Here is a 26,943-nt window from a genome sequence, read left to right on the forward strand (position 1 = left end):
GTTAAAAGTTTTTAGTTTACATTAAATATAATAAGCTCTCGTCTGGATTGCAGCCGGAGCCGACATACTCGTACGAACAGCAAAAGCAGGCGTATCTCCGATTAGGAACTCAATATCGGTTTTCATTGGATGATCAGAATTTCCGTAGGTCATTTGTACACGTTTTTTGCTTTCTTCTGAGTTTAAAAAATGAAGATTGGTTGGCTGAAGAATATTCCAGCGGCAGCCGATTAATTTTCCTTCAAACTTTCCATATTCTGTGATAGGAGAGAAAGCTGATATTTCAGGAATTAGATTCGCAACATCTGCAACACAAGTGAAAATTGATTCTTTACTGTCAGTTGGATCATTACAGGTTACTGTCCATGTATTTTGGCCGGGAACGTTTAATGAAGGGAGATTGGTGGTAAATGTAGTTTTGAATTTCGGCTCGCCAAATAATTCGATTCCGGCTTTGATGGCCATATCAGCGTCACAAGGAACCCAAACACGTTTGTGTCCCATTAGCTTTGTCTGTTCTTCACCACGAAGGTATTCTTCTGCAGTTACAAAGGCAACGGCATCTTTTTGAGATTCAGGATAAGAAACGATGTTCAATTCAATTTCCTGAGTGGTGCTTGATCCGTTGGGAAATTGCCCTGTATAATTTTGAAAATTAAAACTTACCAAAGCTTTTCCATCGAAATCTGCGGCGATGAGTCCTGTGTTTTCAAGGTATTTTAAAACTTTTTCGCGGTCAATAAGAAAGGCAACCTCAATATTAAAAAGGGTTGCGTAATAGAATGGTAATCCAAATCCTGATGGAATTGGAGGTAATTGATTGCTCATGATAAATTGGGTTTTTAGTTTTTTAGTTTTAAAATTTAAAAACCTTATAGGTTTCTGAAACCTATAAGGTTGAGTAGTGTTTATTTGAATTAATAATACTAAATCAAAATTTTATTCTTTATGATATGGACATCCTGAAGGTGGATTGGCAATGCGCTCAGAAACTGCAGCAGTTGTTGTCATGCTCATTGCAGGAGGCGCATTGAAAAATTCCTGTTCGATTATTTTTCTCTGATCCGCAGGAATATCCTCGATTTTACGAAGCGTATTCACCTGAATGTGCGGCCAGCTTGTTGTACCGCCATCATTTCCAAAATCAAACTCGAAAAATATAATTTGTTCATATTGTAGCTGAAGAATTTCTTTTCCATCTTCAATTACAGTTTCGATCCAAAGATTAAAATCTATTTCAACTGTCGGTACAAAACGATTAACAAAAGGAACGTTTAAAATTCCACCTTGCGCTCCAGTTTTCATTTTTGATGATAACTGAACAAGTACATAATTGGCGACATTTTGTCCGCTCAATGTGTCTCTTAATCTCATATCCGGTCTTACGCAATAAGGATATAGCTCATCTGCCAATATTCTCTGCGTATAAATTTTGTTTGAGCCCGGGTCATTTTCATCATTTAAAGTCTCGTGAACCCATGCCGGAGCCGGTTCGTCAAGGTTAATAGCACCTCCGGCACCTCCCATTGTCGGGGAAATAGCAAGATGAGGAGGATCCCAAGTTGCAATACCGGTAGGAAATTGCGGAGCGCCGTTTCTAAGGTAATATACTTTATTATCTTTACTTTCAGGGGTAATATCTCCCAATACCGTAATCGTGCTTCCGTGAGGGATAACTCCACTTCTTGAGATCGAATAATCAGGAATAAAATAAGGTCCTGTAATTCCATCCATTGGCTTTATTTCTTGTGCCGGAATAATTTCATAATATTGCTGTCCTTCTTTTAATTGGCTCAAAAGAATGTATGAAGAGTTACCGTTTTCGTCTCTTACTTCAACCAAAGGTTCGTTTCTGTATTCTCCTTTATATCCGTATTTTTCAAAATCTTCATTAGAAAAGGCATGAATTCCACGGTCTCTTTTGATGGTTTCTTCAGTTGCAGCATAATTATAAACGTCGCTTAACCAAAGATACATTCCGTTTTCTTCGTGAATTCCGGCGTATTGTAAATTCGGATTTCCTTCTACTTTATTTACGCTTTTAATGGTTTGATCGTATTTTACAGCACCACAAAATAATTCCGTTGCACCACCACGATTACGAACACCACCGGGAACGATTTCGAATGTTAATTTTTCGATATATTCTTCCGTATCAAAACTGAATTTTCCTGGAATTGTATTTTGGTTGGTTCCCGGAGAAGGCATAATTGTTGTGTGAATTCCACTTCCTAATGATGGACGGTCGATATTTTTATTGTAATTAGCATTATAGCTTACCCACGTTCCATTTAATGCTTCTAAAACACCATACTTTACATTATTCGCAATATCCTGTAAATTTTCTTCTCTAAAAGGCGTAACCGGATCGTCAATCAAAAGTTTCGAGTATCCTTCCATTAAATTGGCAAGATAACCTTGCTGATCCTGACTTGGTTGTGGTGCTCTTAAAAATTCACTTCCTTTTTCAAGACTTTCCTTTTTTCTTTTTAACATGATATATTGTTTTTATGGTTATTAATTAAGTTGTTTAAAACTCGTAAGATTTAACCGCAAAAGAAGCAAAAGCTCTTATTGATTTATTAAAACTGTTATTTAGAAATCAAAAGTTCATCAAAGCATAAAAATCAATGATTTTTAGAAACTTATGTGTTCTTATATACGCTTTAATGATTAACTTAAAATAACTAAAGTGTTAATCTTTTGTTTCTTTTGACTCCGTCGAATCTTCGATTTGTGGTTAAAAATTTTAATAAATTTAAGTTGTTGGATATTCAAAAGTTGGTCCTGCATTGTATTGAGAATCCAATGGTTGGCTCATCAATCCGATAGCCTGCTCTTTCAAAGCATACATATACATAATTGATTTTTCTAACTCTTTGGCGTCGCCTTCCACAGCAGCCTGAATCGCATCCAATAAATTTTTATAGGTTTGATTAAATGCTTTTCCTTGCGCATACAATTGTGGATTCGACTGATAATCTGCCATTTTAGGGTTTGGTTTCATCGGATAGGCAGCGTTCCAATCTACTGGCAGTGCTTTTCCGACAGGTGGAGTAGTGACAGGCATCATTCCGTTTTCGTCCATAAAGGGTTTATAGTTTCCATCCAAATAATAATGTTCATGGAAAATTTCTTTAAATCTGAAATAATGTGCCAATTCCATCCCTTCTTCAAACTGAGAAGGATCAACATCAAAAATGGTATCATCTGCGCCTTCACCCTGACCTTTAATTTCCTGAAAAACAGCAATGACTCCTGATAAAGCTTCAACAGCATGTAATTTTCCGCCACTTCCGTAATACTGCTCCGGACGGATCTGTTTTGCCGGATTTCCTGTGAAAATTCCTCCTGTATTTAATTCTTCAAATGTTTGAGGTAATTTTCCGTTGGCTTTGTAATAAGCAATGATTTGAAAAACAACGATATAAAAGAATAAAACATCATAATATTCACCAATCGTATGAACATTTTCCATGATGAAACCTTTCATATTTTCTAAAGTCCAGAAGTTATTTTCCTCTACTGATGCACTTTTAAGCAAGGATTGATTTTCTTCAATATGATCATATACCGGAGCTTTTACCAATGGGCTGCTCGGACTTTCAATGGCGATAAATGTCGCGATACTGTTTGTAGAAAACGTTTCCAATCCTACGAAGAAATCAACATTCATAGGTAATTTCATTGGATAAGTAGGGTAGTTTTGAGGCTTGTTTACGGATGGCTGAATATTCACGGCATTCATCACGTTACAAACCATGATCATATGAAGCATTTCTTCCACGGCAACACTTCTGATGATTTGTGAAGCTAATAGATTCGTCCCATCTTTAATGGAATACAAAGCCGTAAGATAAGGTGGAATTGTTGAATGCTCAATAAGAATCGCTGTTTGTAAAAGGTCTTGTAAAACAGAACGGTAATTCATGTTTTCTAGACTACTTTTTTTAGATGAGGGAGCTATTTTTGCATCTAATTTGTCGACGCTGATCTCCTGCAAAACTGATCCGAACTGAGAACTCAAATAATCATTAAATTCTTTGGTCTGATTATTCAGTAATAAATTGGTTAATGTTTTACTGTGATATTTTAGTCCTTCCAGCCAATCTTCTTTGCTGATTTTTGTGTCGAATAATAAAGAATGTAAAGAAATTGCTTCTTCAACAATGGTATTTTTGTCGAAAGCACCTTTTAATAAAATTTGTTCAGGTTCTGCTTTATTGATTAATCTTTGTCTCATGGTTTCAGTTTTTAAATTTGTTTTCTAAATCACTCAGAATAGATTCTACCGAACGAATCGTGAATGCTGATAAGGTTAAAGTAGGGTTCGAAGTTCCCAAAGTCGTCATATTTCCTGCACCAACGATGTATAAATTCGGGTGATCCCAAGATTTACAATAGCTGTTGGTTACAGAATCATCTGCATTGTCGCCCATTCTGTGAGTTCCTACGATGTGGCCGGCTCCGTTGTAAGAATACCTTACGTTGTTGTAGATAAAAGTGTTTTTGTCTGCTTCGGTATATTTGGTGAAATCATCGATATTCAACCTTTTAAACATTTGATCGGAAGCTAATTTTGCCTGTTCCATTGCTTTCATTTCATATTCCGTCAGTTCATAATTAATGACAGGACGGGGAATTCCCAAAGCATCCAGATATTGATCATTGATGGTCACTCTATTATTCGGATTGGGTAATTGTTCGATCTCAAAATGAAATAAAACCTGTCTTGAAAGTCTGTAAGTCAAAGCTTCTTTCAATTCAGCTCCAAAAAGACCTTGTCCCAAAAACTCTGAAAGATCTGATCCCGGAGAAAATGCAGGCCAGCTCCATCCCCAATTGTCAAGTGGAGAAATCCACGCTGAGAATTCACTTCTGAAATTCCCGTCACGGAAAGACGAAATATTGGTCGTAGAACCCGGCCCTCTGTATGAATATATCGGCTCTGGAAATAATCCCCAAGTCAGCATCACCATATGATCCATCAAGTTTCTTCCTACCTGATCGCTTCTGTTGGCAACGGTTTTTTCAATTTTTTGTCCGTTTTCGATAACCGTATATTTTGAATTCAGTAAAATTTTCGGATTTTCAAAAGCATTGGCTGCAAGAATCACAATTGAATCTGAGGTGTCAACAACTTCTTCCACAAAATCTGTTTTCTCTTTAGAAATATATCTTCTCAAATGAATTTTTGAAATTTTCTCCCGGTCTGCCTGATCAACACTCAATTTGTACACAACACTCTGTGCCTGAACGCTGATGAATTTGTGTTTTTGAAGATTTTCGTTTTTATTGAACTTATACAATGCTTTTTTCAAGGTTTTCAACGCATTATATTTTGCCTGAACGGGGCAGATTGGAACACATGAAGCATTTCCTTCGCAACGTTCTCCCATGTATGGATTCCAGACAGAGCCCAGTGCTTTATATTCTTCGTTTTCAATATTATTTAATGATAATTTATATCCCGAATCTGTAGAATTGGCTTTAATGATTTTTGCTTTTCCGTAAGCCGGATTGGGCGTAGAATTTCTTCCCTGAGGAGATGGAACCATCGTTAACGGAAACTCTTCAAAATTTAATTGAACACTGGTTCCTGCAAGACCATTGATGATCTTTTGATCCATATAACTCTGAGGAATTTCGTCCATCGGAAAAACATAATCTTTACCGTAATAATCTTCCATACTTTCCGAAATCGGATATTCCTGAGCTGAGACATTTCCTGAAACACCAATCTCAAATTCGGCCATTTCATAGTACGGTTTTAGAGCATCGTAATCGATTGGCCAGTTGATAGGTGTTTTAACCTCAGAATCAGGTTTATTGATTTCAATGCCATATTTTTCAGTCAGTCTGAAATCATTCGGAAGCATTCTTGGAGTGGTTCCCAACCAGTGAAGCGTTGTTCCGCCACCAATTCTGATGGCATCACTTGCAAACGGCATCGGACCAAACTGAACCAAGTATCCTTTTTTATCCGGAAACGGAGGAATAATTTTTTCCATGTCCAAAACATCCGGTGATGGAGCCTGTTTTAAATTTGGATAAGGAGAATTCGGAACTTTGGCTTCCTCCATATAAAATTTACGGATGTACTCGTTGTAGGTTGTCAATGATGACGATGAGTCCAGTTCTAATCCGGCTTCCAGTCCGGCTTCGTACATTAAAATTGATAATTCTCTTACGTTTTCAGGATTGTCAATTTCTGCACGGTAAACCATTTTGCCTTTTTCTGTATCAAAAACATGATCGGTCAGAAGTTTAGCGATCAATGATCCTGCGATCCCCGTTCCTACGATGACCACATCTTTTTTGAATTCTATATTGCTCATGAGTTGCTGTTTACAGGTTGAACGGCCCAAGATTTGAAACCAGGTTGTTTTGCTCCCGGTGGATGGGCGTGCATAACAGTCCAGACCAGACTTTCTTTGTAGGATAATTCATTCACATAAGCGCCTTCCCAAGTTCCCAGATACCACATCGTGATGATATTGTTCGACATATCCTGCATTCCCGGATCTGCCATAATTTCGGATTGGATAGCGTTTCTCAATTGATCCTGACTGAAAGAATTTTCAAGGATAGATTTTGAAACGTTCAGAAATTCTAGGAATGTTGCGGTTTCTATTTGACCTAAAATATGTTTGTAATAGGTCTCCGCCAAACCGGTGGATTGCAGCTCGTTCGCAGAAAATCCGGTGAGAGTTCCTGAAATCGACATAAACACGTCGTAGTAGTAATCATCGACGTTGAGGATTTTGTTAATAATCATTTCGTTTAAATTTTGATGGTTAAAGTTTTTTAAATGACAGTTATCATTTTATATTTTGAAGCATTGCTTATTTGCCATAATTATCAGTTTTTGTTTATTCAAATGTAAAGAGTTGGAATTGTTTTAATTTCAGTATTTCTACTTAATTTGTATCTCCTTAATGTTATTTAAAATCAGTCTAGATAAGGCTTGAATTGAATTTTTCTGTATTAAAATTACATAATTTATCACTTAGTAGAGATAAAAATATTTAACATAATAAATTTTGTTTTTAGACTAAATAAAATTTATTTTCAATTAAGATTTTATGAAAATTAATTAAATTGACCTTAATTTCATAAAAAATGACTTTACATAAAATATCTATTACATTTTTCACAATATTAAGTGATGCAGTTACAGCGCAAAGCAGTAAAAAGCAAATGTGAAAGTTGATTCGGGACGAATTTCAATTTGATGAAAGACCCTATAAATATTTAATGAAAGGCATTTTGCGTCGGGTACTTTTATTTCTTAAAACTTGTTTGTTATGGTAAATTTTTAGTTTTCAAAACTTGCTGAATATATCCGGAAATTATTTTCGTATTTCCACTATAATGATGGTTTCCCGGAATATGTTTCATGTGATAATTATTACTCAAATTGATTTCATGATAAGGAAAATGAGCATATTCAAAATCACTTAGAATCAATGTTACAGGAGCATCAGTCATTTTATTAATCTCAGGAGTGACGAGCATACTGCCTTTTGGCTCCATCCCGAAATATTCATTAAGATGGATTTTAAAATCGGTGGTTTTTGAAGGGCCAATGATAAAAACATGCTGAATTTTATTTTTAAGATCATCCGTAAAGTAGTTGTAAACAAAAGGCGTGACATCGGCTCCAAAAGAGTAGCCTATCAAAATGACCTTTTGATTTTTTCGTCCCTGAAGCTGTTTATCGATGTAGCTTTCAATCGCAGAAGAAGTCTGTTCCGGAGTTTTTTTGTTCCAGAAATAGTTTTTTGTATTTAAACCGAAAACATCATATCCCATCATATAAAAATCATTGGCAAGTCCTTTTGAAAAAGAGTTGAAACCCGCATCACCACTGAGATAAAAGATAATCGGTTTATCCGTATTTGAATTCCATGAAGTGATGTTGAAATCATCTTTGGACATACAGGAGTTCAATAAAAAAAATCCCGCAAAAGAAAGTATTCTCAAAATAAACTTGAATGCATCTTTCATGGTTTCATAACTTTATTAAGAGAAGCAGGAATTTGTATTAAATCGAAATCACTGTTGTACACCAGATATTTATTTTCCCATGTATTGGCATACTTTTCCTTAAAATTTCTAAGGGTCTGATATGATTTAAAGCTTCCAACTCTCTGGTAAACAAATTGTAAGGCATCTTCTGCCGCATTGCTCGGTTCCTGCATTCCCGCCATGGGAGTCATTCCCATATTTATATATTTCAGGTCTTTGATTTTGGCGTATTCCACCAATTTTACGATAAGTAAATCTACGCTGCCACTTGGAGCATCTTCCGTTTTTCGGATCATATCGTAACTGCATTCGTCTGGAGCACAGTAAGGTATGATGTTGAGAAAAGCAACACACTTACGATCAGTATCAAAAATAAGGATAAGGTCCTGAAATTTTGCTGTTTCGGAGTCAAACATTCCTTCCGCAAAAACAATTTCTTTTTTATCGGATTCTGTTAACCAAAGATCAGATACTTTTTTTATTTGCTCAACAATATTTTCGGAGTGGGGAGCATATAATATTTCGGCTTTGTAACCTGCTTTTTCCAAACCATTAATGCCGTTTCGTATTGATTTTCTGTCTTTTCCGGTCAGGCTGAATTTTTCTGCATCCAATATAGCATCCTGCCCGATAAAAAGTTTTTGTTTTTTTAATGGATTAAAATGAATCAATCCGCTTTCATCAACCCGATAATAGCAGGTTTTTAAATTATTTTTCTGGCAGTAATGATCAAACTCATTGATAAGGTCTGTTTTATCGTTTTCGGGGCATACAGGTTCTTCCAGCACAACAGCAAATCCGTTGGCAGTTCTGAAAGCCACAAATCCGTGGATATCTTCCGAAAAATAAAACTGCTTTTCCTGAGTAAGTTTAAAATAATCCAACGAAGAGTTTCCGTATTCTTTAACCAGATTTTCCGCATTACTGGAATTTTCGGAATCGTCTTGTTCTTTATGAATATTCATCCTGTAAAATGAAAAAATAAGGATCAACCAGAAAGCAGCACCTAGAATATAATTAAGATTTTGAAAATCTCTTGCAAATGGAGTGTTTGAAATAAGCCCCGAATCTTTAAATAATAAAAATGTATGTAAAGTATAATAAACAGCTTGTTCTTTGGTGAAATTAATTCCAAAATGATTTTCACTGATAAAATAGAATGCGAGACAGTCAAAAATAAAAATAATGGCAAAAATCCCTAAAAACCTGCTGAAACCTCTATGTATCGACATTCTTTTTGCTCTTAATATATATTCCTTTCGGCTGTATAATAAAAGTCCCAACGTGAGTAGTGCAAATAAAGCTTCTTCATAATCCAGTGCTTTTGTCAGGTTGAAAACTACCGATGTAATTGTAAGAACAACAGCAAAATACCATGCTCTTTTAGATCCACGGAAAAGATTAGCCGAAGTCACCAGAAGCAGAATTCCGGAAATAAGCGTCAGTATTTTGGAAAGATGAATCGCTTCCAGTGGAAGATAGTTTTTAAGAATATGAATCCTGTCTGCAAGAGCCGGAGTGATCACAGAAAGAATATTGATGATTCCTAATAAAAAAATCATAAACACAGGCAATACCCTCGCAAAAAGCTTTCTTCCGCTCCAGAGATAGGAAATAATTCCCAACACAAGAGGAAGCCAGAATTCAAAAAAACGGTATACCAACGTAACGCCCAACCCATCGGAATGACTGTATCCAAAATTAGCGAGGATAAAAGTTAAAGAAAATTCTACCGCTCCCAATCCGCGGAGAAACGGAGAAACGATCATAAGCAATACAGAAACCACATACGAAATCGCCGCCGCAGAAAATGAAGCAGGAACACCAAACGCATACATCGCAATCAAAAGGTGAAAAACACCACAACATTCGATCGCTATTGAAACAAGAACTGTGAGCCAGAAATATTTTTTATCAACTTCACTGTTAAATATTTCTTCCGCAGAATTGATTATTTTAGGAAATTTTTTCTCAAAAAATCTATACGCAGCGTTTTTTCTTCGGAATGAAATAAAAATAAAATAACAAAGTACAAGAACGCCTGTCAGCACTGCAATACCGATCCAGCTGTCTCCGAAATTTTTATTGATAAACACAGCATAAGCAATAAGAGGAATTCCGACGATGAGAACAGTTAACAATCCCACAAAGCCATAAACAACACTCGCCTGATGAATTTTAGAGGATTTATAACCTTTGGTTCGTATATTTCTCGGAAGATAAGCCAGAGAACTCACGCCGCCGGCTGGCAAAAAGATGCTCAGAAAATTTCGTTTTAAAAATAAACCAATGGCGTCAGGTAATTTTACATCCAATCCAGTGCTCCGGAAACTTGTGACATACATTAATCCCTGAAGAGCAATATATATTAATGTTAATGCAGCTCCGGATAATATCCAGTAGAGATCAGCATTACGAAGTTCAGGACCAATAGATGCCATTTCATGTCTTTCACTCCTGAAAAATACGAATGCCAGAAGTAAGATAATAACAGCCAAAGCTTCTTTCCAGCCGACTTGCTTAATGATTTTTGATATTTTATTAATCTTCATAAATGTGTTGGAGTAACGTATGTAAAAACCCTTTAATAAAAATAAATAAAAAATCTTTTAATAATCAATTATCTTTTAATAATATATGCTACTGTTTAGTAATCTTTCATTTTAATTCTAAAATAATAATAATAATAAATTGAATTAACGAACTGTGAAACAGTAATATGTGGCGATTTTATTGTGAGATGAGAAACTATTTATGGATATGATAATTTAATATCAGCATTTTATCAATTATTTTCTCATTTTGATAAAATTCTATGCTTTAGTCATTAAAATGGTGAAAAAAAAATATTGTTTAATGTCATTTTTATACTAAAAAGCATATTATTTTAAAAACATTTTCAAAAAAAATAAAATAATTTCTTGATTTTCTTATCATATTTTTAATGATAATATCAATTTATTTTAGTCTTAATTTATTTTAATCTAAATGTCTATTTATTAATCTCTTTGTAAAAATATATCATCGTTTTTATGATAACCTTATCATATTTTTAATGGTATTGTTATCATAAAAAATAGATATGTAATATGTTGATAAGCAGTAGGTAGTGATAATTTTATTTTTTTATCTCGATTGAATTTTTATATTTGTCATGTTACGTAAATGTTAACATAGAAATGATTCCGAATTTTATTCATACGTATGTTTCTGTCGACTGTGTTGTTTTTGGTTTCGACCTTGAAAATCGACTGAACATTTTATTGGTACAGCGTCGCATGGACGATGTGCCTGCAGAAAGACAAAGAAAATTGCCGGGTAGTTTAATACTCAGCGATGAAGATGTAGACGATGCAGCTCAACGAGTGCTTCATGAATTAACGGGTATTAAGAAAATGGTTCTTAAACAGTTTAAATGTTTTGCAGATCCGTTACGGGCAAGTAATCAGGATGATATAAAGTGGATGGATACAGAGTATAAACATCACATAGACAGGATCATTACGGTGGCTTATCTTTCTCTCTGTAAGATCGACCACAAGATTAACAGTACGAAATACGATACGGTAGACTGGCATCCGATCGATGAAGTTCCGTCGTTGCCGTTTGACCATAATAAAATCATCAGTGAATCTTTAATTGAGATCAGAAAATGGATAGAATCCGACTTCTCAATTATTTTCGAATTGTTACCGAAAAGATTCACGATAAGACAATTGTATCAATTGTATAGCGCTTTAAGTGAAAAACGGATCGACATTAAAAATTTTCACAAGAAGATTTCATCGTTCAGCTACATTATCCCGTTGGAGGAGATAGAAACCAATGTTTCGCATCGCGCTGCAAGATATTACAGATTTGATGCTAAAATTTATAAGAAAAATAATACCAGACTAATAAAATAATACCTTTTTTGAAATTATGTATTTACTAGGATACGACATTGGCAGTTCTTCTGTAAAAGTTTGTCTCATTGAGGCATCCAGCGGAAAAATTATAGCATCAGACTTTTCGCCTAAAAAAGAGATGAAAATCACTGCTGTAAATCCCGGTTGGGCAGAACAAAACCCTGCTGACTGGTGGTTGAATTTAAAGCTGGCTCACGAAGCTGTCATGCATGAATCCGGCATCAATGCAGAAGATATTAAAGGAATTGGTATTACCTGGCAGATGCACGGTTTGATTTTAGTAGATAAAGATCAGAACCTTTTAAGACCTTCAATTATCTGGTGCGACAGCCGTGCTGTTCCGTATGGTGAAAAGGCTTTCAAAGAAATTGGAGAAGAGAAATGTTTATCGCATTTACTGAATTCTCCGGGAAATTTTACCGCATCAAAATTAGCCTGGGTTAAAGAAAATGAACCTGAAATTTTCGAAAAAATTGACAAAATAATGCTTCCGGGAGATTACATCGCGATGAGACTTTCAGGGGAAATCGGAATGACCATTGAAGGTTTGTCAGAAGGAATTTTCTGGGATTTTAAAAACAATCGTATTTCAGAAGACGTAATTAATTACTACGGAATTCCAAAAAGCTTTTTCCCTGAAATTATCCCAACTTTCGGAATTCAGTCAACCGTTTCTGCGACGGCGGCAAAGGAATTAGGTTTAAAAGAAGGAACTCCTATTTCTTACAGGGCAGGTGATCAGCCGAATAATGCATTGTCATTAAATGTTTTCAATCCGGGCGAGATCGCTTCAACAGCCGGAACTTCAGGCGTTGTTTATGGTGTTTTAGATCAGCTTGAATATGATAAATTATCGAGAGTAAATACGTTTGCACACGTTAATTACACGCCGGAACAGACCAGATTAGGCGTTTTATTGTGCATCAACGGAACAGGAATTCTAAATTCTTGGTTAAAACATAATTTTGCGACTTCACTTTCTTCTTATGGAGATATGAACGACTTGGCATCGCTTTCACCGATCGGTTCTAAAGGTTTAAGTATCATTCCTTTCGGAAACGGAGCCGAAAGAGTGCTTGAAAATAAAGATACAAGCTGTTCGATGCACGGAATTAATTTTAATATTCATTCAAAAGGAGATATTCTGCGCGCAGCCCAGGAAGGAATCGTATTTTCCTACGAATACGGAATGGATATCATGCGAAATATCGGCATGGATATTCAGGTGATTCGTGCAGGAAACGCCAATATGTTTTTAAGTTCGATTTTCCGTCAGACACTTTCGAGTGTGAGCAATGCGGTGATTGAGCTTTACGATACTGACGGAGCGGTAGGTGCAGCAAGAGCTGCAGGAATGGGAATTGGTTTCTACGCCGATTCTAAAGAAGCCTTTTCATCCCTTGAAAAAATTGCTGTCATCGAGCCGGAACACGAAAAAAGAGATCAATATTTAGAAGCCTACTCAAGATGGATGAGACATCTTAACGAAATAGTATAATCCACGTTACAACGGAGTTTTCCATTGTACTTACTGACCTTTTCCAGATCAGTGAGCGGGGAATTTCTACGCAAAATTTTAAAACTAAACTAAAAATTAAAACAAAATATATGAGCACTTTAACAGGTACAAAGGAATATTTTCCGGGAATAGATCAAATCAAATTTGAAGGTAAAGAAAGCAGAAATCCAATGGCATTTCGCTATTATGATGCCGAAAAAATCATAATGGGAAAACCGATGAAAGACTGGACGCGTTTTGCAATGGCTTGGTGGCATACGCTATGTGCCAACGGAAGTGATCCATTTGGAGGGTCAACCATTCACCATCCTTGGGACGCAGGAAGTGATGCGGTTTCCAGAGCTATGCAAAAGATGGATGCCGGTTTTGAATTTATGTCTAAAATAGGCTTTCAATACTATTGTTTCCACGATATCGATCTGGTAGATCCTGCCAATAACTGGAAGGATTATGAAAAAAATCTTCAAACTATCGTTAAATACGCAAAGCAAAAGCAACAGGAAACAGGAATTAAGCTTTTATGGGGAACAGCCAACGTTTTTACGCATGAAAGATACATGAACGGAGCTTCTACCAACCCAAACTTTGACGTAGTTGCTTGTGCCGGAACTCAGGTTAAAAATTCTATTGACGCAACGATTGCTCTTGGCGGAGAAAATTATGTTTTCTGGGGTGGAAGAGAAGGTTATATGAGTCTTTTAAACACAGATATGAAGCGTGAAAAAGATCATTTGGCACGTTTTCTTTCAATGTCTCGTGATTATGCCCGTCAGCAAGGTTTTAAAGGAACTTTTTTGATTGAACCAAAACCGATGGAGCCTACAAAACACCAGTACGACTACGATTCTGAAACGGTAATAGGATTTTTGAGACATTACGGATTAGATAAAGATTTTAAATTAAATATCGAAGTGAATCACGCAACATTGGCAGGTCACACTTTTGAGCACGAACTTCAGGCTGCTGTTGATGCAGGACTTTTAGGAAGTATCGATGCCAACCGTGGAGATTATCAGAATGGTTGGGATACAGACCAGTTTCCGATTGATTATTATGATATGGTTCAGGCTTGGTTAGTACTTCTTCCGGCAGGCGGTTTAGGAAATGGCGGAGTAAATTTTGATGCGAAAATCAGAAGAAATTCTACAGATCCGGAAGATTTATTTATCTCTCATATTTCAGGGATGGATGTTTTTGCAAAAGGACTTTTGGCCGCTGCAGATATTCTTGAAAATTCAGATTATAAAAAATTAAGGACTGACCGTTATTCTTCTTTTGACAACGGAAACGGTAAAGCTTTCGAAAGCGGAGCTCTTACGTTGGAAGATCTTCAGAGAATTGCCCACGAAACAGGCGAACCTCAGCCAAAAAGCGGAAAACAGGAATTGTTTGAAGCGATCGTGAATATGTATATCTAATATCAGTAAAAAGGCTGCTAAACACTAAGGATTTTTACAAATTACAATAAGTGAGCCTATTTAAACTATTAAAATTTAACCACAAAAGTCACAAAAGTTATTTGGATAGTTAACTGTTTTAAATGATTAGAAAACAACAGTTAATCAAAGAATAAAAATCGAAGATTTTTTAAACTTATGTGTTCTTATTTGCTGCTTATTGATAAGCTTAAAAAGCAGTAAGTTAATCTTTTGTGTCTAAAATAAAAGTTTTAAAAAGCTTATTAACAGCCCTTTTTATTCAACCCTAATTTTTAAAAAATAATAATTATGAACCGATTTTATTTTGCCAAAACAAATAAGGCTGCATTGTTTTTTGCAATGGCTTTATTGCCTTCTGGCTTAGTGTATTCCCAGGTTAAAAAAGATACTGTTGAAAAAGAGAAGAAGATAGATGAGGTTGTTATAATAGGATATGGAAAGCAGAGAAAAGAAGCCGTAACGGGGTCTGTAGTATCTGTGAAAGGTGATGTGATGAGAGAAGTACCTTCTGCGAATGTGAGTCAGGCATTGCAGGGAAGAATAGCAGGAGTTGATATTGCGCAGACTTCCAGTAAACCGGGAGCTCCGATGCAGATCAGAATCCGAGGAACGCGTTCTCTGACGGCAGATAACGATCCGTTAATTGTATTGGACGGAATTCCTTTTCCGGGATCATTGGCAGATATCAGCCCAAACGATATTCAGAGCATGGACATCCTGAAAGATGCTTCTGCAACGGCAATCTATGGATCTCGTGGAGCGAATGGAGTAATTTTAATTACAACTAAAACAGGAAGAAAAAACCAAAGAGCAACCTTCAGTTATAATACGTATACAGGAATTACATCTGTTTTTTCTAAATATCCGATGATGGATGCGCAAAAATTCATGAAACTTCGTGATGATGCCGGACTTTTCACGCAATACGGAGCCGATGAATCAAGAGATACCAATACAGACTGGCAAGACCTGATGTATAAAAACGGGATCGTTACGAATCATGATATTGGAATTTCCGGAGGTACGGAAAAAAGTTCGTACAACTTTGGAATGAGCTATTACAACGAACAATCTGTTCTTCCCGGACAAAATTTTGAAAGATTTAATATAAGAGGAAGTCTTGATCAGGATTTGGGTAAATATTTCAGGGTGGGGATCACAACAAACAATGCGTATACGGTGAATAATGGGGGGAATTTGGGTCTTTACAATACATTAAGCACAACCCCGATCGCTAATCCTTACAGAGCCGACGGAAGTCTGAAAGAACGCGTTGTCATGTCTGCAGATACCCAATATGTGTATACAAGAGACGGCATCGAAAATTTAGGAGATGCTTGGGTTGATAAGGCAATTGCATTCAGTTCTTACAACAATTTCTTTGGTGAATTTAAAATTCCTTGGGTTAAAGGCTTAACATTAAGATCTAATGTAGGTTTAAACTTTAAAACAACCAATACAGGAAGCTATACGGGGCAGGGCGTTTTCAGTTCAGAACCTAATAACTTATCTACAGCTTCTATCGGAAATTCTTTATTAACGCATTGGGTAAACGAAAATATTTTGACGTATGACAGAACTTTTGCAGGAAAACATAAAGTGAATGTGGTTGCTTTACAGTCTCAGGAACAGAGAAAATACAACAGCTCTTTTATCTCAGCAAGAGATATCCCTGCGGATGCATTCCAGTTTTATAATTTGGGACATGCAGAAGGAGAAGTTACAATAAATCCGGATTATCAATCCTATTATAAAAGAGGCCTTAAATCCTGGATGGGACGTGTAATGTATGATTATGACGGGCGTTACATGTTTACAGCTACCATTAGAGGAGATGCTTCTTCAGTTTTGGCTCCGGGGCATCAGTGGAATATCTACAACGCATTTTCTGTAGGCTGGAATATTTCAAAAGAAAAATTCTTAAGAGATTCTAAATTTGTTAATAATTTAAAACTTCGCTTTGGATATGGTGAAACTTCCAATCAGGCAGTTCCTCCTTACTCAACATTAGGGCTTTTATCTACTTCGCCCTATAACTTTGGAAATGCCAATGCTATTGGATATTATGTATCTCGTTTACCTAATCCCGAATTAGGGTGGGAGTTTTCTGAAACATTGAATTATGGTTTAGACTTCGGATTATTTAATAACAGATTAACCGGTACGGTCGAATATTATACAACGAACACTAAAAATCTGCTTTTGGATGTTAAAATGCCTGCTTCTTCAGGAGTTGATGTTTATACAGGAAACGTAGGTTCTACCAGCAATAAAGGAATTGAAATTTCATTAAATGGATCGATCATAAATAATCCTAATGGCTTTTCATGGGATTTTGGAGTTAATTTTTATGCCAATAGAAATAAAATTACCTCTCTGTCTTCCGGAGAAACCAGAAATGCAACAAACTGGTGGTTTGTAGGGCAGTCGATCAATTCAATTTATGATTATCAGTACGTTGGATTATGGCAGCTGGGCGATCCTTATATGAGTATTTTGGAACCCGGAGATCCTAAACTTATTGAAGGTTCCATCAAAGTTTTATACACAGGAGGGTATAATGCAGATGGTACTCCGATGAGAGCCATCAATGCAGATGACAGACAGGTTATGAATACAGATCCCGATTTTCAGGGAGGTTTTAATACAAGATTGGCATACAAAAACTTTGACTTAAGTTTTGTCGGAGCTTTCAAAAGCGGAGGTATCCTGATCAGTACATTATACGGAACAACAGGTTATCTGAACATGATGAACGGACGAAGAAACAACGTTGATGTAGACTATTGGACTCCTGAAAACACCGATGCCTACTATCCAAGACCGGGAAGTATTCAGAGTAATAACAACCCTAAATATGGCAGCACACTGGCTTATTTTGATGCTTCATATCTTAAGATCAGAACAATAACTTTAGGATATAATTTTACTCAGGGAGTTTTCAAAAAAGCAGGAATCAGCAAAATGAGAATCTATGCAACGGTCACCAATCCATTCGTATTTTTCTCACCTTATCATAAAGCTTCAGGAATGGATCCTGAAACAAATTCTTATGGTAACGAGAACCAGGCAGTTACGAATGAAATTCCAACAAGATTCTTAACCATCGGAACCAATACACCGTCTCTTAGAAACTATATGATTGGTTTAAACTTAACATTCTAAAAATTAATCAAATGAAAAAGTTCAGAATAAATACAGCCGCAAAAATCTTGTTATGCACCGTAGTACTTTCAAGCTGTTCAGATATATTGGAGGAAGAACCGAGAAATATTTATACACCGGAATATTTTGAGACAGAATCCGGGGTTTTAGGAGGAGTTACCTCAATGTATGCCCATTTACGATACATTTACGGAAACGGATATTGGTTAAATGCCTGCGAAACGGGAACTGACGAATACACCTACGGCCACGCCGGAGACGGTAATTTCAAAGATATGGATATGTCAGGAGCAGGAAATTTAACTCCCTCTTCCAGCCGTGCTGATGTTTTGTGGAATAATGCTTTCAGAAATATCAATACCGCCAACGGAGTGATCCAGAAAGGTTCAGGAGTCGGAGTTTCAGATGCAATCATTGCAGAAGCAAGGTTCTTCAGAGCATTTGATTATTTGATGTTGGCTCAGACATTTGGAGGAGTTCCTTTAGATTTAGGTTCGGGAGAATTGGCTTTTAATATCAGTACTTTCAGAGGTTCAAAAAGAAATACGGTTTCTGAGGTTTATACTAAAGCAATATTTCCGGATCTAATAAAAGCAGTTCAGGATTTACCTGTTGGAGCACGTGTTACAGGCGGAGTAACGAAAACTGTGGCCAGATTGTTTTTGGCTAAAGCTTATCTTACTTACGGATGGTGGCTTCAGAATCCAAACGGAATTCCGACCTATCCTCAGACGGATAGAGTAGATCCCAACGGTCACAATCCGCAATGGTATTTCCAACAGGCTTATGATATTGCTTTGGAAGGTATCAATGCACCAGGAGCATATGGTTTACAGGCAACGTATTACGATGTGAATTTAGCTCAGAATGACAGAAATAAAGAGATGCTTCTTTATGCAGATCACACAGAATCTAGTGAATATTATGATGGATCAAGCCATTCATACAACACAGGCGCCTCTCCCGGAAATTTTGCAGCTTGGATGACAACCTGGGATTATACTTTCCTTGAAAGTTCACCAACTCCGCAATGGACAGGCTCTCCTGTAAGAACTGTACAGCGAGAAGCAGCACAAGCATACGGAAGACCGTGGAAAACAATGGCTCCAACCATTGAAGTGGTGAAAAATACTTTTGCCAATAAAACGCAGGATTCAAGATATGACGGTACTTTTGTGACTACTTTCCGCGGAAACTGGAACAAAGCCGGAATTTCAACTCCAACATTATACAATGCCAACGGATTACCTGTACAGCCGGGAAGCGCTGTCCTTACTTTCTTAAATGACGATCCTGCTCAAACCATTGATTATTCTAATTCTGTCTACAAAAGCAACGTAGGTGCAGGAGTTCTTCCGGGAAGAGCAGATTATGTGATCGCTCCAAGCGGAATCAGCAGATATGCTTACCCAAATCTCTGGAAAATAGGAACCTACAGAACTGACAACGGAACAGGCCTTGGACAGCCAAACGGTGGAATTACACGTCCGTTTCCTGTTGCAAAATTCTCTGAATTTTACTTCATAGCAGCAGAAGCAGCGGTAAAAGGGGCTTCAGGAGCAGTGAGCCCTAGAGATTTAATTAACGTGATCAGAGCAAGAGCCGGAAAATGGCGTTGGGACAACAACGGAAATGTAGCAAAAGTAGAAGATAACAGTGGCGCAATGATCGCCGCAACGCCTTCAACAATCACCATAGACTATATTTTAGCTGAAAGGTCAAGAGAATATTACGGCGAGGGTTACAGATGGTTTGATCTGGTACGAACTCAAAGATGGAGTGATATCGCAAAAACATACAGCATCGGAGGAACAGCAGTTGGAAATCATACCGCTCAGACGTACACCAGAAACATACCGAATTATCTGTATTTAAGACCAATTCCCCAGGGACAGATGGATGCCATGGATATGAGTTCTGCAGAATTGGCAGCTTATCAGAATCCCGGATATTAGATAGATTTTAAAATAAAATTTTTACATTCATATCAGCAGCAAAGTGGGCGATTCATTCCCGCCTGCTTTGTTTAATGAATAAAATGCTTGAAAATGATGAATATCTACAAAGAGTTATCATTGGAAAATCTTTGTGAACCTTGTTCAATAGAACGCCTTTGCGAAATTAAAAACATAAGTAATTCAAAGAGAATCTTGTGTTAAAAATAATTAAAACAGATATTCAAAAAAAGTTTAGATAAAATTGAAAATCAAAAATTATGGAAAAAACATGGCGTTGGTTTGGTAAAAAAGACAAGATTAAATTAAATATGCTTCGTCAGATTGGTGTTCAAGGTATTGTTTCGGCACTTCATGACGTTTCGAACGGAGAAATCTGGTCTTTTGAAGCCATTAATGAATATAAAAACTATATCGAAAGTTTCGGACTTCGCTGGTCGGTCGTAGAAAGCCTTCCCGTAAGCGAATCCATCAAATATGGAGGTGAAAACAGAGATCAGTTGATTGATAATTACATCAAAAGCCTCGAAAATCTTGGAAAAGCAGGCGTTACAACCGTCTGTTACAACTTTATGCCTGTTCTCGATTGGGCGCGTACCGATCTTTATCATGAATGGGAAGACGGTTCGTCATCTTTATATTTCGACAAAGCCAAATTCGCTTATTTTGAAATTTATATTTTAGAAAGAGAAGGAGCTGCAAAAGATTATACTCCTGAGATTCTTGCTAAAGTTGAAGAGTTAAAAAAGATAATCACTGAAGAGCAAAAAAACAATTTAATTGATTCAATTATCGTTAAAACACAAGGCTTCGTCAACGGAAATATTAAAGAAGGCGATCAAAATCCCGTAGCTATTTTTAAAAATTTACTTTCATTATATGATGGAATTGATAAAGATCAGCTTCGTCAAAACATGAAATATTTCCTCGAAAAAATAATGCCTGTCTGTGAAAAATGGAATATCCAAATGTGTGTACATCCTGATGATCCGCCGTTTTCTTTATTAGGTTTACCAAGAATCGTGACTTGCGAAGAAGACATTGACTGGTTTTTAAACGCCGTCGGCAATCCTCACAACGGATTGACATTCTGCACAGGTTCTCTTAGCGCAGGATTACAAAATGACGTTCCGAAATTGGCTCAAAAATATGCTTCCCGTACAAAATTCGTTCACCTCAGAAGCACCAATGTTTTTGAAAACGGAGATTTCATCGAAGCCCATCATTTAGAAGGCAGAGGAAAAATCATCGAAGTCATTCGAATATTTGAAAAGGAAAATCCATCCTTACCTATGCGTATCGATCATGGTCGATTGTTAACCGATGATATTGATAAAGGCTACAATCCCGGCTATTCATTTCTGGGAAGAATGCTTGCTTTAGGACAAATTGAAGGAGTAATGGCAGCCGTAAAAACCGAAATTAAATCAAAGTAGGTAGTTCCGAAAGGGACGAATTAACAAAGAATAGATTGCTATCCTATCAAATTTATAAGATCAAAAACCATCAACCATTAACCATCAACTAACAACTACAAAGCAATGAACGAAATATTCAGCATAAAAGATAAAGTAGCAGTCATCACAGGAGCTTCCGGAGTTTTAGGCGGAACTCTAGCCAAAAGTTTCATTAAGGCAGGCGCAAAAGTAGTAGCTTTAGGAAGAAATCAGGAAAAATTGGATGCTCGAGTGAAAGAATTAAAGCAATCTGGCGGTGAAGCTTTTGCCGTTGAAGCCAATGTCATGAATATCGAAAGCCTTGAAAATGCGTCAAAAGAAATCCTTGAAAAATATGGTAAAATAGACATTTTGCTCAATATTGCAGGTGGAAATATTCCTGCGGCAACACTTTCTCCCGATCAGTCATTTTTTGATCAGAATTTGGATGGATGGGATGAGGTGACCAATCTCAACATCAACGGAACTGTTTATCCAAGTTATGTTTTCGGAAAAGTGATGGCAAAACAGGGAAGCGGAAGTATTGTCAATATTTCGTCGATGGCGGCGTATTCTGCGATTACGAGAGTGGCGGGATATTCTGCTGCAAAGTCGGCAATTACCAATTTTACGCAATGGCTGGCTTCAGATGTAGCCTTGAAATTTGGAGATAAAATTCGCGTAAATGCCATTGCACCAGGATTTTTTATAGGTGATCAAAATCGTGCAATCTTATTAAATCCGGACGGTTCTTTAACGGATCGAAGCAAAAAAGTTATCGCAAAAACCCCAATGGGACGCTTCGGTGATGCCGAAGAGCTGAACGGAGCGGTACAATTCCTTTGTTCGGATGCTGCAAGCTTCATTACAGGAGCTTTATTGCCTATTGATGGAGGCTTCAGTGCATTCAGCGGAGTGTAAATTAATCACAATCAATTTTATATAGTTACAAACAAGGTCATTCATTTTTGCTTTACTAGACCTTGTTTTTTTAAACGACGACCTAAGAAGCTGGAGCGTAAAGAAAATTCAAATTTAATCCGTTAAAAAATTCCCACTGTTTGAGTGCGGGACAAAAATTTTGACGAAGAACAAATATTAAATCCGCACGAGTTTTGGGAATTTTAGGAGTAAATTTTAATTTTTAGTGGAAGATTCTAGTCTTGAATTTTTGGTTCATTTTGTTTCAAGACAAAAGAACTGATAAAAAATAAAACAAACTATAAATTATATGAATCAGTTATTTGTAATAAATAAATTGGCTTTGGTTGCTGTCTTTGCTTTATTTTCATTTGAAAATATTTCTGCACAAATTTTCTCAGATTTTAACTACAAAGGAAGTGACAAAATATATTCAGAAAATCCTCTTAATGAAGATGAATTTTATTCCCCGATTCTTCAGGGTTGTTATCCAGATCCGAGTATCACAAGAAAAGGGAGCGATTATTATATGGTAAATTCTTCATTTTCAATGTTTCCGGGAGTTCCGATTTTTCATTCTAATGATTTGGTGAATTGGAAGCAAATCGGTCATGTTTTGGATAGACCTTCTCAGTTGAAAGTAGAAAAAGCCGGATTTTCTGAGGGAATTTATGCTCCGGATATCAAGTATAATCAATACAACGACACTTTTTACATGGTTACCACTCAGATTGCGAGTGGAATCGGAAATATGATGGTAAAAACAAAAGATCCAAAAAAGGGATGGAGTGAAGTTCAAAAACTGAATTTTGATGGTATTGATCCTTCCATTTTTTTTGATGATGACGGAAAAGCGTACATCGTTCATAATGACGCGCCACCAAGAGGAACCGAGCAATACAGCGGTCACCGCGTGATCAAAATTTGGGACTATGATTTGGGAAAAGACCAGATTGTTGCCGGAAGCGATAAAATCATTGTGAATGGTGGAGTAGATATCACGCAAAAACCAATTTGGATCGAAGGGCCGCATCTTTACAAAAAGAATGGGAAATATTTTCTCATGTGCGCAGAAGGTGGAACAGGAGGAAATCACAGCGAAGTAATTTTCATGAGCAACAGCCCGAAGGGGCCGTTTATTCCGGCTGGAAATAATCCTATTCTTACACAACGATATTTTCCAAAAGACAGAAAAGATAAAGTAGATTGGGCAGGTCATGCAGATTTAGTAGAAACTCCTGATGGAAAGTATTACGGAGTCTTTTTAGGCGTTCGCCCCAATGAAAAAAATCGGGTGAATACGGGTAGAGAAACCTTTATTCTTCCAGTAGACTGGAGCGGAACGTATCCTGTTTTTCAAAATGGGTTGGTTCCGATGAAGCCTATTTTAAAAATCCCAAACGGAATTAAAAACCAAACAGGTCAAAACGGATTTTTTCCGAACGGGAATTTTACTTTTTCAGATCATTTAAACAATAAATTGGATGATCGTTGGATTGCCATGCGAGGTGCGCGTGAGAATTTTATAAATATTACTAAAAATGGAGTTAAAATTAATCCTTTCACAACTAATATTAAAGCTAAAGCTCCTGTTTCTGCATTATTTCACAGGCAGCAACACGCTTCTTTTGAAGCAACGGTGAGTCTGGATTTTAAGCCAAAATCAGAAAAAGATTTAGCCGGAATCACTTGCTATCAAAGTGAAAATTCTAATTATGTTTTCGGGTTGACGAAAAAAGACAAGGATTTTTATCTGGTATTGGAAAGAACGGAAAAAGGAAATTCAAAATTGATTTCGAGCGAAAAAATTTCACTTTCAAAAAATATAAAACTTCAGGTTGTTGCGGAAGGAGATGATTATCAATTTAATTATTCTCTGGATGGAAATAATTTCATCAATCTGGGCGGAAAAGTTTCGGGTGATATCTTGTCGACGGATGTTGCAGGTGGTTTTACAGGCAGCTTGATTGGCTTGTACTCAACTTCATCGAATGATATTCAACCTTAATTTTTTATTAATTCATAAATTAAATAGTATGAATTCTTTATTTAAGTCAGTTACAATGTTAGTTTTCATTTTATTCTTTGGAATTAAGATAAAATCTACACAGCCATTTATCACCACAGAAAAAAGTTCAGAAACTATTGTATTGGAAGATAAATCGGCAAAAATTTCATTCTATTCAGACAAAGCAATTGATAAAGGAATTTTAAGAGCTATTAATAATCTTCAGTCTGACTTTCAAAAAGTAACAGGCAGTTTGCCTAATCTTTTAAATCAAATTCCAGCTTCTCAATCTCCGTTGATCATCATCGGAACTGTCGGGACAAATTCGATAATTGATGAATTAATTAAAAAGAAAAAAATTAATGAAAATGAACTAAAAGGTAAACGAGAAAAATATATCATTCAGAATATAAAAGATTTCAACGGAGTTTCAGAAATGATCGTTATCGCAGGAAGTGACAAGCGCGGAACTATTTATGGAATTTATGAATTTTCAAAGCAAATAGGCATTTCGCCCTGGTATTATTGGGCAGATGTTCCTGTGAAACAAAAGGAAAGTCTCTATTTCAAAAAAGGAATTTATACAGACGGTGAGCCTGCTGTAGAATATCGCGGAATTTTTTTAAACGATGAAGAACCTTCTTTGGGAAGTTGGGCGAGAGCAACATTTGGCGGGATTAATTCTAAATTTTACGAAAAAGTTTTTGAATTAATTCTCCGATTAAAAGGAAATTACATTTGGCCTGCAATGTGGGGGAAAGCTTTCTATGATGATGACCCCGAAAACGGAGTATTGGCTGATGAAATGGGAATTGTCATGGGAACTTCACACCACGAACCAATGGTATTGGCACAAACCGACTGGCATCGATACATCAAAAAGAATAATTTACCGAATATTTGGGATTACGCTAAAAATTCGGACGTTCTTCAGCAATTCTGGAAATCAGGAATCGAACGAAGTAAAAACTGGGAAAAGCTTGTCACGGTTGGAATGCGTGGTGATGGAGACGAAGCAATGGGAGACAAAACCAATATTTTATTATTGGAGAAAATTGTAAAGGATCAAAGAAAAATTATAGAAAAAGTTACAGGAAAAAAAGCAGAAAAAACAGCGCAGGTTTGGGCTTTGTATAAAGAAGTTCAGGATTATTTTGATGAAGGAATGAGAGTTCCGGATGATGTAATTTTACTGTTCTGTGATGATAATTGGGGGAATGTCCGAAAACTTCCAAACCTGTCTAAACCTTTACACAAAGGAGGTTACGGGATGTATTATCATTTTGATTACGTGGGCGGGCCAAGAAATTCGAAATGGATCAATATAAGTCCGATTCAAAGAGTTTGGGAGCAAATGAATTTAACGTATGAACATAATGTCAATAAGCTTTGGGTAGTAAATGTGGGAGATTTAAAACCAATGGAATTTCCAATTAATTTTTTTATGGAAATGGCTTGGAATCCCAATCAATTCAATGCTGAAAATCTTTTAGAATACACTGAAAAATGGAGTTCGGAACAGTTTGCTTCAACATATTCTAAAGAAATCGCAAGAATGATCAATTTATACGCAAAATACAATCGTCGTGTAACTCCGGAAACTTTAAATTCCGAAACCTACAGTCTTGAAAATTACAATGAATTTGAAACGGTTGTGAATGATTATGAAAAACTGTCTCTTGATGCAAACAGGCTTTATAATGAGCTTCCTAATGAATATAAAGACGCTTATTTTCAATTGGTTCTTTATCCGATCGATGCCTGCAGTAATTTGTATGAGCTTTATTTTAATGTGGCAAAAAACCATCAATTAGCTTCTAAAAAAGATATAAAAGCAAATGATTTTGCAGATAAAGCAAAGAAAAACTTTGAATATGATTCTATTTTACAAAATAAATACAACAATAAAGTTTCTGACGGAAAATGGCAGCATATGATGGATCAAACCAGAATTGGTTATACAAACTGGCAACAGCCGGATAAAAATACAATACCTGAAGTATTTTACGTTTCCAAAAGCGAAAAAAATACAGTATTTAAGGAAAAAGATGGCTACATTTCCATTGAAGCTGAAAATTTTTCACATCAGAATAATTCAGACAGAATTCAGTGGAAAATCATTCCCGATTTTGGAAAAACATTGTCCGGAATTACCACTTTTCCTCAAAATATTAATCCAAAAGAAAATGAAGATATCTATCTGGAATATGATGTTGATTTTACTTCAACAGGCACTTTTGAAGTTCAATTATTACTTGCGCCAACACTTAATTTCAACAATAACAAAGGACTTCGATATGAAATTTCGTTTGACGGAGAAAAACCACAGATCGTCAATTTTAATGAACATTATCGTGGCGAATTGGGACAATGGCAGTCTGAGCATATTATAAAATCCTCTACAAAACATACCATAACAAAATCGGGTAGGCATACTTTGCGTTTTAGGGTACTGGAAGCAGGAATTGTTTTAGAAAAAATCCTGATCAATACTGGAGGATTGAAGCCTTCATATTTGGGAGCTCCTGAAAGCGTCAATTAAATTAAAATTCAATATCCAA

At 36.3% G+C, this 26,943-nt stretch carries 16 protein-coding genes; 9 read left to right on the forward strand and 7 right to left on the reverse strand.

Annotated elements, in window-relative coordinates:
- Positions 1–21: 21 nt before the first annotated feature.
- From BT156_RS06775 to BT156_RS06805, 7 genes are all read right to left on the reverse strand, one after another.
- Entirely contained in the window at positions 22–828 is an 807-nt protein-coding gene (locus BT156_RS06775) for a hypothetical protein (protein WP_072408476.1), read from the reverse strand.
- A 111-nt stretch (positions 829–939) separates the two neighbouring features.
- On the reverse strand, positions 940–2,496 hold the full coding sequence (locus BT156_RS06780; RefSeq protein WP_228430033.1) for a peroxidase, FMP-type: 1,557 nt from the start codon (positions 2,494–2,496) through the stop codon (positions 940–942).
- A 262-nt stretch (positions 2,497–2,758) separates the two neighbouring features.
- On the reverse strand, positions 2,759–4,243 hold the full coding sequence (locus BT156_RS06785; protein ID WP_072408478.1) for a ferritin-like domain-containing protein: 1,485 nt from the start codon (positions 4,241–4,243) through the stop codon (positions 2,759–2,761).
- 4 nt (positions 4,244–4,247) lie between these two features.
- Positions 4,248–6,338: a GMC oxidoreductase gene (locus BT156_RS06790; protein ID WP_072408479.1), complete on the reverse strand. Its 2,091-nt coding sequence runs from the start codon at positions 6,336–6,338 to the stop codon at positions 4,248–4,250.
- Positions 6,335–6,778 (reverse strand): sugar dehydrogenase complex small subunit, encoded by a 444-nt coding sequence (locus BT156_RS06795; protein WP_072408481.1) that lies wholly within the window; start codon positions 6,776–6,778, stop codon positions 6,335–6,337. The genes BT156_RS06790 and BT156_RS06795 overlap by 4 nt, the downstream gene beginning before the upstream one ends.
- A gap of 527 nt (positions 6,779–7,305) precedes the next feature.
- On the reverse strand, positions 7,306–8,010 hold the full coding sequence (locus BT156_RS06800) for an AcvB/VirJ family lysyl-phosphatidylglycerol hydrolase (protein ID WP_072408482.1): 705 nt from the start codon (positions 8,008–8,010) through the stop codon (positions 7,306–7,308).
- The gene (locus BT156_RS06805; RefSeq protein ID WP_072408484.1) at positions 8,007–10,583 is read right to left on the reverse strand and encodes a phosphatidylglycerol lysyltransferase domain-containing protein; all 2,577 of its coding nucleotides are present in this window, start codon (positions 10,581–10,583) and stop codon (positions 8,007–8,009) included. Before BT156_RS06805 ends, BT156_RS06800 begins: the two co-directional genes overlap by 4 nt.
- 627 nt (positions 10,584–11,210) lie before the next feature.
- Between BT156_RS06805 and BT156_RS06810 the strand changes: the two genes are divergently transcribed.
- The 9 genes from BT156_RS06810 to BT156_RS06850 all read left to right on the forward strand — a co-directional run bounded on the left by BT156_RS06810 (position 11,211) and on the right by BT156_RS06850 (position 26,924).
- Complete coding sequence (locus tag BT156_RS06810) at positions 11,211–11,936, forward strand: NUDIX hydrolase (RefSeq protein WP_072408487.1); 726 nt, start codon at positions 11,211–11,213, stop codon at positions 11,934–11,936.
- A 16-nt stretch (positions 11,937–11,952) separates the two neighbouring features.
- A complete protein-coding gene (locus BT156_RS06815; protein ID WP_072408489.1) occupies positions 11,953–13,437 on the forward strand; it encodes a xylulokinase in 1,485 nt (494 codons plus the stop codon).
- Positions 13,438–13,547: 110 nt separating this feature from the next.
- Positions 13,548–14,876: a xylose isomerase gene (xylA, locus tag BT156_RS06820; protein WP_072408491.1), complete on the forward strand. Its 1,329-nt coding sequence runs from the start codon at positions 13,548–13,550 to the stop codon at positions 14,874–14,876.
- A gap of 309 nt (positions 14,877–15,185) precedes the next feature.
- Positions 15,186–18,062, forward strand: a complete 2,877-nt coding sequence (locus tag BT156_RS06825; protein ID WP_072408493.1) for a SusC/RagA family TonB-linked outer membrane protein — start codon at positions 15,186–15,188, stop codon at positions 18,060–18,062.
- Between the two features lie 11 nt (positions 18,063–18,073).
- Positions 18,074–20,017, forward strand: coding sequence for a RagB/SusD family nutrient uptake outer membrane protein (locus BT156_RS06830; RefSeq protein ID WP_072408496.1), 1,944 nt, complete (start codon positions 18,074–18,076; stop codon positions 20,015–20,017).
- Positions 20,018–20,277: 260 nt separating this feature from the next.
- Complete coding sequence (gene uxuA / locus BT156_RS06835; protein WP_072408498.1) at positions 20,278–21,453, forward strand: mannonate dehydratase; 1,176 nt, start codon at positions 20,278–20,280, stop codon at positions 21,451–21,453.
- 105 nt (positions 21,454–21,558) lie between these two features.
- The gene (locus BT156_RS06840) at positions 21,559–22,374 is read left to right on the forward strand and encodes an SDR family oxidoreductase (protein WP_072408500.1); all 816 of its coding nucleotides are present in this window, start codon (positions 21,559–21,561) and stop codon (positions 22,372–22,374) included.
- 310 nt (positions 22,375–22,684) lie between these two features.
- Complete coding sequence (locus tag BT156_RS06845; RefSeq protein WP_072408502.1) at positions 22,685–24,382, forward strand: glycoside hydrolase family 43 protein; 1,698 nt, start codon at positions 22,685–22,687, stop codon at positions 24,380–24,382.
- A 28-nt stretch (positions 24,383–24,410) separates the two neighbouring features.
- Positions 24,411–26,924, forward strand: a complete 2,514-nt coding sequence (locus BT156_RS06850; RefSeq protein WP_072408504.1) for a glycosyl hydrolase 115 family protein — start codon at positions 24,411–24,413, stop codon at positions 26,922–26,924.
- The last annotated feature ends 19 nt before the right edge of the window (positions 26,925–26,943 follow it).

It is taken from the genome of Chryseobacterium limigenitum (assembly GCF_900114875.1).
In the GTDB taxonomy this organism is placed as follows: Bacteria; Bacteroidota; Bacteroidia; order Flavobacteriales; family Weeksellaceae; genus Chryseobacterium; species Chryseobacterium limigenitum.